At 40.1% G+C, this 15,344-nt stretch carries 5 protein-coding genes; 2 read left to right on the top strand and 3 right to left on the bottom strand.

All coding sequences use genetic code 11. The annotated features are described in order from the left end of the window. Window positions 1–138: 138 nt before the first annotated feature. Window positions 139–11,688 carry a tandem-95 repeat protein gene (locus EU510_RS16090; protein WP_149594322.1) on the bottom strand — a complete coding sequence of 3,850 codons (11,550 nt, stop codon included), beginning with the start codon at window positions 11,686–11,688 and terminating at the stop codon, window positions 139–141. Window positions 11,689–11,747: 59 nt separating this feature from the next. Next, complete coding sequence (locus tag EU510_RS16085) at window positions 11,748–12,572, bottom strand: sulfotransferase (protein WP_149594321.1); 825 nt, start codon at window positions 12,570–12,572, stop codon at window positions 11,748–11,750. 801 nt (window positions 12,573–13,373) lie between these two features. On the opposite strand from EU510_RS16085, the gene EU510_RS16080 reads away from it, so the two are divergent. After that, on the top strand, window positions 13,374–14,171 hold the full coding sequence (locus EU510_RS16080; protein WP_149594320.1) for a hypothetical protein: 798 nt from the start codon (window positions 13,374–13,376) through the stop codon (window positions 14,169–14,171). A 183-nt stretch (window positions 14,172–14,354) separates the two neighbouring features. Continuing rightward, window positions 14,355–14,741: an MmcQ/YjbR family DNA-binding protein gene (locus EU510_RS16075; RefSeq protein WP_007580596.1), complete on the top strand. Its 387-nt coding sequence runs from the start codon at window positions 14,355–14,357 to the stop codon at window positions 14,739–14,741. A gap of 36 nt (window positions 14,742–14,777) precedes the next feature. Here EU510_RS16075 and EU510_RS16070 read toward each other — a convergent pair whose 3' ends face one another. Then, on the bottom strand, window positions 14,778–15,287 hold the full coding sequence (locus tag EU510_RS16070) for a GNAT family N-acetyltransferase (RefSeq protein ID WP_149594319.1): 510 nt from the start codon (window positions 15,285–15,287) through the stop codon (window positions 14,778–14,780). Window positions 15,288–15,344: the final 57 nt, after the last annotated feature.

The following is a 15,344-nucleotide window of genomic DNA, read 5'->3' as shown; positions in this document are numbered from 1 at the left end:
CCTATTATTTTTTTGATTGCGAGAAACATACCACGAACTCAGGATTCTTCAATAGAAACAAAACAACTTAGTGATACTTTTTGAATAATACTTAAAATCAGCGCCCCTTAATGGCGCGCTGATTTATTAAGAGTGACTTTAAAAGCGGACTTTAACGCCAGCAGATAGCTCACTTACATCGTTTTTTGACACTTTATAGTAGCTATACTTGAGTAGTAACTCGGTATTTTTATAAATCGAATACCCAACTGAACCACCCGCATAAAGCTTGGTCGTATGCTTTTTAGACTCTAGCGTTGCACCATCGGTTATATCACTTTGTATTTTATATTGATGGCGATAAGCCCCCAAAAACAACTTAGTACTAAATGATTCAGCAGGCATAAATAAATAACCGACTTCCGTGGCAACACCTTTTGGTAAGATTGGAGCATAACGCGCGTAGTCATTATGAAGGTCATTTGGTGCTGTTGTATCCGCTGTTAATTCAACACGTCCTTGCCCTAAATCAATATACCGTATTGCAACTTCCCAATTAGGAGCTAGCTCATAGTAAGCGCCCACAGACCAACTAGTATCTTTATCATCAACTGAAATGGTCTTAACATCACTGTCCGTTATTGCCAAAGAATGCTTAGCTTTAGCTTGACCTACAGTTCCCTCAAAAGACCATGCATCAGCGAGTGCACTGCCACTTATTAAGCAACTTGTAGTAATTATCGCAAAACTTGGAAACAATGACTTTCGACGGCTAAATACCAACATTGAAATCAGCAACAACCCAACGCCTCCCATACTTCCTCCTGATGACTTATTACTAATAGAAACTGATTTTACTGCACTAACGGTAACTTCAACTTGTGCCGAAGATTTAGCTCCTTTACTGTCTTTAATTGTATAGTCGACAGTATCAACACCTTCAAAACCTACCTTTGGCATGTATTGTAAAGTGCCATTAATATTAATTGATACAGTGCCATAAGTTGCCGCTGCACTAATAATAAATAATTCATCCATATCAATATCAGTATCATTACCAAGTACATCAATTTCTATTGATACGCGATCGGTGGTGCTGGCTGTATCAAATATTGCTGTTGGTGCATTATTTGCCACCAAGTTAACCTTGGCATTATTGTTCGATGTTCCTCCTTGCCCATCAGTAATGCTGTATTCAATGGTCGCAATACCGATAAATGATGTAGGCGGAATATAAAGTATCTGATTATCAATAATACTCACTTGCCCAAAATCAACCGTAGCACCCGTCAGTGTTAATGCATCTCCATCTATGTCTGTGTCATTTTCTAGCACATCAATAGTAATAGATTCACCTGCACCTATCGTTACTTCATCTTGATTTGCTTGTGGTAATTCATTCGTTGTTCGCACAACAGCAACACCGCCAGGATCTACAATAGAGCCATTTGCTTTTCCATCATCATCATTTGGACCACCGTCAACAATTTGTAGTTGCACACACCATGCGCCTTCCGCTAGGCCTTGCGTCCATTCACTACTTCTTGGTGGTGGGCAATAACCTGGTTCACCCGCAGCAGATAATATTTGGTCCTGTGCTGTAGATACAAAATCAACCCATTGGCCTTCTTTAAACTTTCTATAAGTTGAATTTTGTGAGATTGGCTTTCTTTGTGGAAATACAATACTGTAGGTATCTCCAGGGTTTGGAAGCCCTGTCGCAATAAAGTCAAATACTCCACCAATATTTAATGCGTTAGCGTCGGCTGGTAATTCACTCTCTAATAATTGAACCCCTCCTGTCACATTTTGTACAACAGTCACGCCCTTTCTAACACAGACACCTGGCTCGCCTTCAACTAAAAACTTGTCACTGTCTTTGACTTGACCTTGTACCACATTACATTGACTAATAGCATCTAGGTAATCTGGTATGCCGTCATTATCAGTATCGGTAAAGCCTTCTTGATCATCCGGTATTAGATCGCCATCAGAATCACCCGAATCGAGGGTATCAAGAGACTGTACTACTTCAACATAGATTTCTTTTGTTGTTGATAAGTTTGGTTCACCGTCATCTTCAGCCGTCACTGACACTTTATAAATACCCGGAGCAAGTGATTGCGTTGAAAAAACAAATTCCCCCTCATTTGTACTGGTATTAGTTAACTGATCATCTTGTGATAACCAATTTAGTGTTACGTTATCACTTGGGTTTATATCCTCTGCGACCCCAGTAATAGTGACTAACTCCTCGCCTATCGCGACAAGCGATCTAGCTTCCTCATTTTGCTTAATCGATGTAGAGATTGTAGGTGCTACATTATCTTCAACAATCGTAATATTAACCGTTGATCTCGCACCCAGATTTAACGTATTCGCTAATGAAACAATAATTGTTTCGTTGCCTTCAATCTCTGAGTCAGCAAAAACAGTAAAGCTTACTTGCCCCTGGACGCCGCTTTCAATAACTAATTCACTTGATGTTAAATCGTGGTCAGCACTGTTGGCCGTACCTGAAACAGTATAAGGAATTGTTACTGGATAGGTCGGTGACTCGCCATTTAAAAATACATTAAAGCGATATGTTTGATCCTCTGCTACTTGGCTATCTTTACTTAAAGAAATAAGCGGATTAACATTAATGCTCTGTGTAGCAATTGCTTCAAGCCCATTACTGTCAAAAGCCTGCCAATACACCAAATGACTTCCAGGAGTAAACAGTGACGTTGAATCAACGAGTGATACTGCCAATCGGTTACCTTGATTGTCAGTAGCAAGCGGTACACCTAAATCCACCTTAGTGAACAATCCTTTAGCATTAATATCCAAATCAACCGGTGTTTCAATCGTTGGCACATCATCTGTTTGTTTATTCAACGTTAATTTAGCAGTCGTTCTACTTCTTGCTTTATCTGGATCTTCAATTAGGTAACTAATCTGAATAATCCCTTGTGTACTCGCTTGCGATTTATATGCAATCACACCATTTTCAATTGTTACACTACCCACGCTCGCGCTTGCACCGATAATACTCAATGGTTGTTCATCAGCATCGGTATCATTGGCTAATACATCCAATAAATACGTGTTTTCCTCATTTATATCTATTGAGAATACATCAGGATTCGCAACCGGTCTGTCATTCACTGAAACAACATTCAAGCTTACCGTAGCGATTGCAGATTGTTCTGTACCATCGCTTACAATGTACGTAAAAGTGTCAATACCAAAGTAATTCGCATTTGGTGAGTACGTAAACACATTGCCTTGCTTACTTAAAGTACCAAATTGAGGCTGCGATATGGCTGTTAGCGTAAGTATATCGTCATCAAGATCTGAGACATCTGGAGCAAAAGTAATGGAAGCGTCTTCAAGAACATCTAACATCATACTTTGCGACACTGGGGCTTTATTTGTGTTATTTACTGTTACTGTAAATGCAGGTAAGCGTGCTTCAAGTTGTCCATCAGTCACTGCAATAACAATATTAGTAAATTGACCTGCATTTTCTCTTACTGGTGTGCCACTAAGTTGCCCTGTTGCGCTATTAAAGCTAGCCCAACTTGGCTTATTACTGATACTGAAGGTTAATGAATCCCCATCCATATCTTGTGCACTTGGTGTAAAGCTGTACGACTCTTCTTCATTAACCTGTGCTGTCGGCGTACCCGTGATTGTTGGTGCGTCATTAGTATTAATAACCGTAATATTAAATGGCGCTAAACTTTGAGTCACTGTTGCATCATTAACACTTATAACGATGTTACTGTAGCTACCTACCTGCGCATTTAATGGCGTACCACTTAATTTTCCGGTTTCGCTATTAAAGCTCGCCCAACTAGGTTTATTACTAATACTAAATATCAGCGTATCATTATCCGTATCGCTTGCTATCGGGATAAATAAATACTCACTGTCTTCGTTCACTGATACCGCAGGTATCCCACTTATCAACGGTGCATCATTAACACTGTCGACCGTAATCGAAATACGTGCAAACTCTGAATCAAGCTCACCATCATTAGCCACAATGCTCACAGAGTCACTGCCATTAAAGTTACTGTTTGGTGTATAAATAAGTATGTTACCGGTTAAGGTCGTACTGCCATTAGCAGGCTCAGTTACCACTCGATAGCTTAGAGACTGCTCTTCAATATCATTACCCGATAGAGTAACCGTTAGCGCTGTATCTTCATTTGTTGAAAGTACTTGCCCAGCGACCGTAGGCGCATCATTAATTGCATTGATAATTAACGATACAGTGGCTTCATCAGAATCAATTTCACCATCGTTGGCCACAAACGTAAAGCTGTCTGTACCATTAATGTTTTCATTCGTCGTATAAAGCCAACTATCGTTACTTTGCTGTACCAAAGTTCCTTTGCTTGGCGCATTGACTATCCGGTAACTTAATGTGTCTTGATCTATATCTGTTGCAACTAACGTTAGTAGTATTGAGCCATCTTCATCCAGTGATTGCGATTGCGCAACGGCAATCGGTTTATCATTCACGGGAGCGACACTCATAGTCACTGTCGCTATATTTGATACAGCTGCGTTGCTATCTTCAACCGTATAGGTAAAGCTATCATCGCCAAAAAAGTTCGCTTGAGGCGTGTAAACAATTGCACCAGTTACTGATACGCTCACGGATCCATTTGCAGGGTTAGTAACAATCGTTACAGAGCTCGCGTTAAGGCTATCACCAATATCAACATCACTATCATTACCCAGAACATTGACCTCAAACTGCCCTTCTTCTTGTAACTGTGCAGTGTTATCAACGGCAACTGGGGCATCATTTATTGCCGTAATACTCAGTGTAACTGTGGCCGGCAGCGAAGTAAGTCCTTCACTGTCAGTAACGGTGTAAGTAAAACTGTGAACCCCATTTATATTTACTTTAGGGATAATTGCTAAACTACCATCAAGGTTCACGCTTACGCTGGCAAAATCATATTCACCTGCACCATCGCCTTTATTTTCTAACAGCACATTTGCGCCATTAAAACCTTGGTCTTCTACATCTGAATCATTCGCTAAAATAGCCACACTGGTTGCAGTATCTTCATCGGTCGTCACTGCATCATTAACGACAACCGGACGGTCATTCACCGCACCTATATTTACCGTCACAGAGGCTGTATTTGATGCCAAACCATTGCTGTCGGCTATCGTATAGGTAAATGTATCGCTTCCGTTTTCATTGCCTGTAGGTGTATAAATTAAAGTACCGTCATTTTGATCAACACTCACTGACCCTTTGGATGGCTGTGCTACAACACTAATATCACCCGTTGGAATAGTATCTTCTATATCGGTAGCGTTGCTTCTAATTGAAAGTGCAGAAGTTGGTGTATCTTCATCGACCATCTCATTAAAGTTAATAGCAATCGGCGCATCATTCACTGGGGTTATAGTAATCGATACAGTCGCTTTTTCAGATATTAAACCCGTGCTGTCTTTTACTGTATATGTAAATGAATCTGTACCAGATACATTACTCAATGGTGTATAAGTTACGATTCCATTTGCAATACCAGCTTGCCCTTTAGTCGGTGCCTCCACTATCGCAGCAGAAGATACAACCATATTATCTTCAGCGTCACTGTCATTACTAACAACACTAAAAGTAACAGGAGTATCTTCATCAGTTGTTATAGAGTCGGCAACCACAATAGGCGCATCTTCTACTGGCGTAACAGTAAAGCTTACCGTCTGAACTGCTGACTTGTCTCCTGCGGCATCTTCTACCTGGTAGGTGAAACTATCAGACGTGTTTTCACTGCCATCATGTTGATAACTAAAGCTACCGTCGCTATTAAGCGTAACCGTGCCCGATGACGGGTTTGTCACTTTCACTGCAGTGAATGTATCACCGCTATCAAGGTCATCATCAGTGGCATTGCTTAATACACCATTAACAGAGATGGCTGCAAATAATGCCCCTTCATCTAAACTAAATGCAAAGTTTTGACCTACAGGCGCATCATTGGTATTTTTTACTTCAATATCAAATATCATTGCTGCGCTATCTTCAGTACCATCGGATACCTTTATACTGACATTCGCTGAGGTACCTACATCTTGATCGGTGGGTGTTCCTGACAGTAAACCTGTGGCCGTATCAAATGTTGCCCAACTTGGCTTATTAGTAATACTAAACGTATGCATGTCGCTTGTATCCGGATCAGTGAGCGTTGCGGTAAAGCTGTATTGAGAATCTTCATCTATTGTCGCCAATGGCGTACCTGATAGTACAGGTTTAATGTTGTAGCTTTTAACAATTGTTGCCGTTACATCGCTGGCTTCATTCCCAGCGGCATCTGATACTGTCACCGAAAGTGTAAGTGTACCTTCATTTAAAGTGGTTACATTAACACCCGTAACCTGAGCTGAAGCTCCCGTTATTGCTCTAGAATCACCTATAATTTCATTTGAGCCATCAGTCACTTTGTAAGTAAATGAACCGCTGCTTTCAAGCCCATTTAGAGTAAAACCTAACGCGGCTTCATTATCTCGAGTAATCGTATCTTGAGTTATTAAAACGCTATGCCCTGTCGGTGCAATATTATCAGTCACCGTTACAGTGAATGATTTTTTAAACGATGACGAAGCATCATCCGCTTGCACACATACTATGTAGGTGCCTGCTGAAATGGCGGCTTGAGTTTCTAGCACGCTCCCATTAATTTGAAAGCTACTGTTACCACTATTTGATGAACACGAACCACTGGCTGATGAACTAGGAGCTACCAATGTATAAGTATGCGTACTATCATCAAGATCCGTTGTACTTAAAGTCCCAACATCAGCGCCCAAAGACACTAAAGATTGATTGATGTTTGTTGCCGATAAAGTAATGTCTGTTGGATCATCATTTACACCCACTACTTTAACCGTAGAAGAACCAAAGCTACCCGTAGATCTATCAACACCACCATTAGATGTACCACCGCTATCTTTTATAGACGTTAGCGTTACAACTCTATCTCCTTCTGTCGGTGATTCACTCGTATTTTTATAAACTAAGAAAGGAACATAGTTCTGCCATACGGTCGCGGTGTCTGAGGCTACAATCGTTACCGTTGCCTTTGAACCACTAAGAGTGACAACATAGCTAAAATTCACTGACCCCGAATATGTACCGGATGCATTATTTTCTAACCTAATAACATCAGTGCCAAATTGAAGGAACTCATTGCCAATATCTTTTACATTACTTACCGTCAGTAATATTTGCTCAATATTTTGTCCACTTTCAACAGCATTAATAGAGGCTGAAGAGAAAATACCAACTTGTGAGCCATTTTCTGTAAATGTTGGGTTAGCCCCGATAGCCGTCACTGTTGGCGCATCGTTAACCTTAGTAAGATTGACCGTTGCCTGATTTGTACCAACACTGTCTAGAACACCATCGTTAAACGTATAATTAAATACAGCAGAACTAGGAATATCATCCGAATCATTAAGGTAGGTGATTGATTGTGCAACAGAATCAACTATCGCAGAGTTAGCGTTGCTATTAAATGTAAGTGTTAACGTTCCTGAGGAATTTACAGTAACAATACCCACATCATTCCCGTTATAACTAAATGTATTACCCTCGGTCAATACTCCTAAAAACCCAATATTACCAAATACATCTTGTGTTGATGCCCCACCGTTTCGGTTAATCGTTAAACTGGCGTTATTGTAATCTCCAATGTTGCCATTAAGCGCATCAAGTTCTTCATCAGCAATTGTAATATCGCTATCTAATATAACGGCAATACCATTTTCAATATATGTAGCACCACCATTAAGCGAACTAAACGTAGGCGCAGAGTTTGCCGAACTAAATGTAATAAGTGTATCTGAGCCACTATCAGCAACCGTAAAGGCCAAATCATTGCCAGGCGCATTAGTAAGTGAAAGAGTAAGTTCAGAAATATTAAAATCAGTGGCGTTGGTATCTACTTCTAATGTACTTGTGCCATTAAAACGCACGTTACTGGCTGAAAGCCCTGTGATACCAGTAATTGTAATGCGATCACCTACGGCTAAATCGGTAATTGTATCCCCTGATAATTGTGATGAGCTACCTACAAAATTATCATTACCTGCATTGCCTGTTAGCGTATCTGTACCAGCGCCTGGGCGTAAAGTATCGGCGCCAGAGCCACCTTTAAGTACATCATCACCATTAAAATCTGATGAGGTCATGGTTAAAATGTCGGCGCTAAATGCACTTGCATCCAGGGTCACTGCGGCTGTAATTGCACTGCCACTAACATTAGAAAAAGACACAACGCCAGCATCAGTATTAAAATTATCGGTTAAGGTGATAGTCGTGTTGTTATTAGTGCCGATTGCCAGGTTTTCAATACCCGATACCGTGGTGCTGGAAAAATTAAAAATACCACCATCCATCAGTTTTAGTGTATCAGCGCCAGCAGAGCCTGTAATTGCAGTATTAAAATCATTAATATTATTAACATCAATTACTACTGTTGCTGCAGAGGCTAAGCTTAATGTACCAATATTAAAGAATGAGCCTGAAGTCACGTCAGCATCGTCAGTAACACTCACCTTATCTGCAGCATTTAGCTCTGAGGTTAATGAACCACTAAAGCCAGCGCCACCAAGTGCGAAGGTCATTGCTGTGTTACTAGATCTATCTATTATACTTTGAGTCGCTGAGACAATCGTAATTGTTCTACTGTTTGAAGAATCATCAAATACGTTGTAAGTTTCAACATCACTGAAAGTAGAAAAATCACCATCGCCATAAACATCAATTGTTTCAGAACCTATTGCAGATATAGTGCCTGTAAAACCGGCGTGTTGCGAACGAGTCATTGAAACCCGTGCACCACTGCTAAGTGTTAGGTTTTCAATATTGGAAACTGTTGCTCCAGTAATATCCCCCGTATTACTGATAGATAGCGTATCATTAACGCTTGCTTCACCTGTTATTGTTCCAGTAAACGTTAATCCACTGACATCAAACGTATTTGCATCGGTTGTTGATGCGCTTGTCACATTGACAGACGAAGAACCTAACGTAATTGTTCGTGTATTTGTTGAATCATCACCAACGTTAAACGTTTCAATATTGCTAAGTGTTGTAAAGTTACCATCACCCGAAACCGTAATCGTTTCAGCGCCAGACGCTGTAATAGTGCCTGTAAATGTACTCACTTGCGCTGCAGATAAAGCCACCGATGAGTTTGTTGCAAGGGTTAAGTTTTCAAAACTAGACACTGTAGCACTTGTGGTGTCGGCACCTGTTGCCATGCTTAATGTATCGGTACCACCATTTGCATTGAGTGTACCTGTAACCGTTAAACCTGCAATATTTACCGTATCATTGCCCGTGCTGCCTGTTATATTTTGTGAGCCATTTGATAAGGTAATTGTGTTTGCACTACCGAGCACATACGTTTCAATATCATTCGCAGCAATTAAACCATTAGTTGCGTCTGAAATGGTAATTTGATCTGTACCTGCGCCTGAAATTGTAGAAAACGCATCATGCTGCGCTTCTTTCATCGTGACAGATACGCCGCCGCTCAAATTAAGTGTTTCAAAGTTCGAAATCGTTGCCGCCGCTAAACTCGCGCCATCAGCTAGTGTAAGTGTATCTGTGCCATCCCCACCATCGAGAGTTCCTCGGTACGAAAAGTTAGAAATATCGACTGAATCAGCCAAATTACTGCCTGTAACCGACTGGTCTTTATGTATAACCGTTAATGCAATGGGTGTATTTAAAACATATTTTGCAATCGTGTTGTTTGTCGTTAAATTTGCATCGCCCCCACTGCCTGCTGTAATCGTAAAGACAGGAGCCCCGCTCCCATAAATAGTCGTAAATTGCTCATGCTGCGCTTCAGTTAGCGTTAAAGTAGCGCTGCTTGGCATTGATAATGTTTCAAAGCTTGTTAATGTAGTGAAAGCCGTTAAATCGGATCCAGTCGGAACGAAAATAGTGTCTGTACCAGCGCCACCATCAGCCACTGAACCTGTAATATGCGATGGATTGGTTATCGTTAATGTTTCGTCGTCGCTACTGAACGTAATTGCCGGATTTAAATTTGTACCATCTAAGGTACTAAAACCCGCCGCTGTAGGAATAGCTGATGTAAGGTTAGCCACTGAAATTGTCGCGGTACGGCTAATACCGTTTTCAGTTCCATCATTGATAACAACTGACACTGCGCGCGAAGTTGTGTTGGGCGACGAACTGGTATTGTTATACGTGATTGCTTTGAGGAAAGTGGCAACTTCAGCCGTTGTTGCAGTTGCACCTGTAATAGAAATTGTATCTTGTAAGGTAATATCAGATGCGCCACTAATCCCCCCGAGTGCATTTTGCGCACTGGCAGATACATTAAGACCTTCAAACAATCCGTCTTGATCGTTTGTTAATGCGACGGTTATTGTTGTTATTGTGTCGCCATCGGAGTCAGTAACAGTAGCATCGGGCGCAATATTTACAGCACCTCGGCCTTCAGAAAACGCAGGCGAGCTCCCTGTCGTACCATTTAAATCAACAACGGGAGCTGAATTAACAGGAGTTGAAGACAAGTTAGTGATAGCAAGGTTGTCAATTCTTAACCAGCTAAGAGTAGAGTTATCAGAATAAGCTATTTTTAACCATTTTATTTCTGTAAATAACGCACCAGAGGCGTTTACATTCTCGCCGTTACGGCTCGGTAAAGTCAAGCTATCCGCTACGCCTCCTTTATCCGTTGTTAGCCGTATAACTCTATTATTACCACTTGAGTTATAGACATATAAACTAGATAAATCAAACGTTTCGTTATTTGTAAAATATATTTTACTGTACGTCTGCGTTGAACTACTTGTACCTGCGTAAATATAACCCGGTGAAGAATTATATAAATCGTTGCTGCCATTCGCTCCTGACTTGATTTTTATGCTGTAACTGGTACTCGGTATTTGATAACTTTTACTGTTCGCGTACCCTGTAGAAAAATTCTCAAATCCCAACGTACCACTAAACGCCAACACCTCTGAAAAATCAATCAGAGCATGCTCTGAAAATGGCCTGTCAGCAAAATCGACATCCCCTTTAACTATTTCTAAATCCCAATCTCCACCTTTATTGCGATTACCAGTTAAATCGTTAGAGGCGGCTACATCAAGATCCGTTGATTGACTAAATAGTGTTAAAAATTGGTCGCCTTGTGATCCTTTACCAATATCACAACCATAAAAAAATACATCCCCTCCAGATTTTAAAGCCCCCTTAAATACCGTCATAAATTGAGGGTTATTTTCAATAACCGTTGTATTTATTTGGCTATTACCTAATTGTAGCTCGCCACTGCGCCCATGAGAAAATATACTCACACTCTCTAATTGCTGATAACGACCAAGTAACTCCTCGAGCTGCTTTATGCCTGATTCATCGGCATGGAGTTCAAAAATCTCTGTTTCTGCATACAAATCTCTATAAAATACAGCTTTGTCAGGTACTCCAGCATCGATAATTACTAGGTGCTTAGTACTGCGTGTTGCTGTCAATACAAGCTCATCTGCCTTTGCCTCAAATGACTTAATACTTGCCACCGTAACTAGGTTGAGCTTAGCTTCTGATTGTGTTGGTGCTTTTACACTAGGCGCAAGCCCTGTTGCTTGAGTAAGCCCTAAAACCGAACCGACAAAAATTGAAATTGGCGATAAAGAGAAATGCAGCATTGGGTAAATCCTTTAAGATATTTATGGAGAACCACGTTTTTAATACCATTATTGGTAAATTAAGGTGTTTTTTGTGTTATTAAACTTGCGTTACTGCCTTGTGGTTCTAACCAAAAAGCCATATCACTGTATTTTTTAAATAATTCTGGGGGGAGTACTGTTTTGCGCCCTGTAAAGGCCACTTTATTTTTCACTGTATGTAAGCCATCTGCACCTAAGTTTTTATCAAACTCACTGGCGTTATATGTCACATTTTCAAAGTCATGCGCAAAGTTCGGTAAACCTAAAAACTGATAAATTAGAGCCACACTCTTTTCAGGTTTACTTACGAGCAAATCGTAATCAAGCAGTAGTAACTGATCCGAAAACTCACCATAAAAACCTTCTTTTAGCGCAGCCCAAGCACTACCAAAAGGCCCTTGGTTAGACGCAATGTGCTCACAGCGGGTATACACGTTTTGTCGTGCTGCGGGGGAATAAATGCGGCTAAATTCTAGGCTGTTTTGCCTATAAACACGCTCAAAACTATCCATTATCCAAGCAGGGTTTCTCACCAAGCAAATAACTTTAAAGTCATTACCAAACAAAGTATTTAATAGATTAAGCTTTGCAGTCCACAGTCTGTTGGTATCAAAAACAACTGGCTTTTCAACATCTTGATAATACCCAGACCAAACCCCACGGCATATATTCAAGCGCTGCGCTGAACTTATACTAGTAGCAAACTCACTTCCCGCTCCCATTTGCTCAAGTAAGCTAGTAACAAAACCAGCTACAGGTGTTGACATGTCGGCATGAAAATCGGGGTTTTGCCTCAGTATACCAGCCAATAATGTTGAGCCTGTCCTTGGTAAACCCGCAATAAAATGGTAATGGTGATGCATAAAAAATTAACTCCGACTCGGATATATGCCTTGCAAGGCAACTAGAAAGACTCAGCTTGTAAACTATGTGCTTTCATATTTAAGCACTTCTGTGAGCTTTATTGTCGTACAAAACTAAATTATTAATACTATATTCATATTTAATAATATTGTAGCAATAATTTACCTAAATGTAACAATAAAAATCCATTGATAACAGATAGTGAATTATTACTTAGTGGGTATGGCAAGGCCCTCGATAAAGCATTCGTCTCTTTTACACTGCACTACTTATTGCTTATAGATAATGCAGTTTAGCTAGCACTTACTTGATGTGTGAAAAATACTCACACTTTGTGCACTTAGTATTAACACTATCGCACCTTGAAAATTGCAATACCCTCAATAAAAGATGTAATTAAAGCCAATGCAGAGTTACCTTTTCCGTTATTAACAACTTAGATTTACCAAGTGAAAAGCGAGTATTTTAGTGCGCAAGCAGCTTATTAATAGCGGCAAGAAGATGCTCATGGGCCGCGGACTGTTACTTAAATACAGTACCGACGTCCTACTCTTAAATCATGACTATAAAGGCGTGCCATAGGCGCTGTTTTACCTAAAAACTAAACACTGCATTAATGCCATAGTTCAAAAGCCTTTACCAACAGCACTAGTTTTGGTTACCCTCTTTTGTATTCATGCTTTATGTGTGAACAGCCAGATAAGCCTAACGATTATCCAAACATGTTAAGGTGGCTAAGAAATGACGCCTATACACAAACCCAGTTAAGCAAATTACAATAACGATTTTGGGAAATATACGTGCTTGATAATAACTTCACACCACAACAGCTAACAATGCTCTGCAACGATCTGGCACAACTAAGATTAGTCGTCGATTTAAAACTTGCACCTAAAATGCCTTACTTTGCCAATAAGCCTTATCCGATAGGACGTTGCAGAGAAATTCGCGATGAAATGTTTGCATTATTACAAGCACAATTACCACACACTGATAAGCTCGGGCTCAGTTTATTAAAAGAATGCATTCACCAAGGTACTGATTTAAAAAAGGCGTGGGGATCACTACGAGAGGAGTACTTTCAAAACGCGCTCATACTTGGACCTTGGTATATTGATGTTGCCAATGATACGGTGAACGCGAATAAACCTAGGGTTGAAATTCTACCTCTTGCAACATCCAAATTTACGACAATTGAAAGTTTTACTCAATTTATAAAAATAGCGCGCCCATACTGGCAAGTTGAAATATACAAAAACAATGTATGCCCAGCGTTGGCACCTTATATGCCATTACTTTGCGTAGGCACTAATGGCGCTAGTTGGCTAGCCGCTGCAAACGATGACATGCTTAATGTGGCAATTAATAGTAATTTTGAAGAATCTAAACTCATTTTAAATGCTTTACCAAACCCACCCCCCTATATTGTAAAGCGCTGGAAAGAGACGTTACTGCAATTCACCACTGAACATTATCTAACATACGAAGGCGATCCCATAGAATATTGTCGTCTTTATAGCCACAATACAACGAGGCCAAATCTCACTCAACGTGACGCCGCTGTAATCGCTTATTCATCGCTACCTAAAACTGTCTAGCTCCATAGCGTTAGCTTGGTTACTTTTCGTATTTATAGGGTTTTTCTTTTTGCCAATACTGATAACTTCCACCACTTCAGTGTATTAATGAAGAAAAAATGAGTACAAATAATATTTCGTATCACAAAAATAATAAAATAATGCTATGGTAGCTTTACCGAGTATGACTTCAAGGAATGGATCATGGACCAAAAAAAAGTACATGAGTATTTAGTTAAAAAACCACTTGTTCAGGTTACAAAACCATTTGCGCAAGAGGTTGATGTATATAAAGTGAATCATAAAATGTTTGCGACTCTTGCTATTGGCAATGACGGTCAAACTAATGATGATGGTGAGGTTATTTGGTGGCTTAACTTAAAGTGCGATCCTGATGAAGCAATATCATTACGTGATATTTTCCCGGCAGTGATCCCTGGTTACCATATGAATAAACGCTTATGGAACACAGTAATTTTAGACGGCACAATTCCACAAGGTGAAATTGAGAGAATGATTGATAACTCATTTAATTTAGTCGTAGAAAACATGCCAGAAAAAGACCGCAAAGCTATTTCACTTCACTTGTAAACACTTTTTGGGCTAGGCTACTAGCCCATTAAAACCCTACACCTTAAGCGTATAAATTAAATCGTCATATAATTTTTCGCCTATTGTATGCACTTTAAAAAGTGTATCGGTATGGGTTAAGCCGCACTTACTGAGCACCTTTTCAGAACCAATATTGCCACGCGTTACGACTGCTTTAAACTGCCTAATACCACATTCTTTCCAAGCCCAATCAATCACAGCTCTTAGGGATTCTGTCGCGTAGCCTTTATTAAAATACTCTGGCAATAATAAATAACCAAGCTCTGCGGTTTCTCCGTCATAGGCAAAGCCTGTAACACCCACAGGTTGTTTTGTTTTATTATTAATAATGAGTAAGCACAGTGGGTGGCGTGATTTAGTATCCCACTTAGGTAAGCGTATCTCAAAGCGGTTTCTTACCAGTGACTCCATTGGCATATCAAAACAATATTTAAGGACTTGAGGATCGCGATGAAGCGCTAGAAAAAGAGGCCAATCAGACTCTTCTATTTGGTACATGCTCAATCTTTGTGTAAATAATGTCATTAAGCTCCTCATTTAAATATTAAAAATCATAAAAAAACCGCATCTAAATGCGGTTTT

The sequence above is a fragment of the Pseudoalteromonas sp. FUC4 genome (assembly GCF_008370255.1).
Classification (GTDB): Bacteria; Pseudomonadota; Gammaproteobacteria; order Enterobacterales; family Alteromonadaceae; genus Pseudoalteromonas.
The sequence above is the reverse complement of the archived record's forward strand: the minus strand, read 5'-3'. Positions and strand labels throughout refer to the sequence as shown.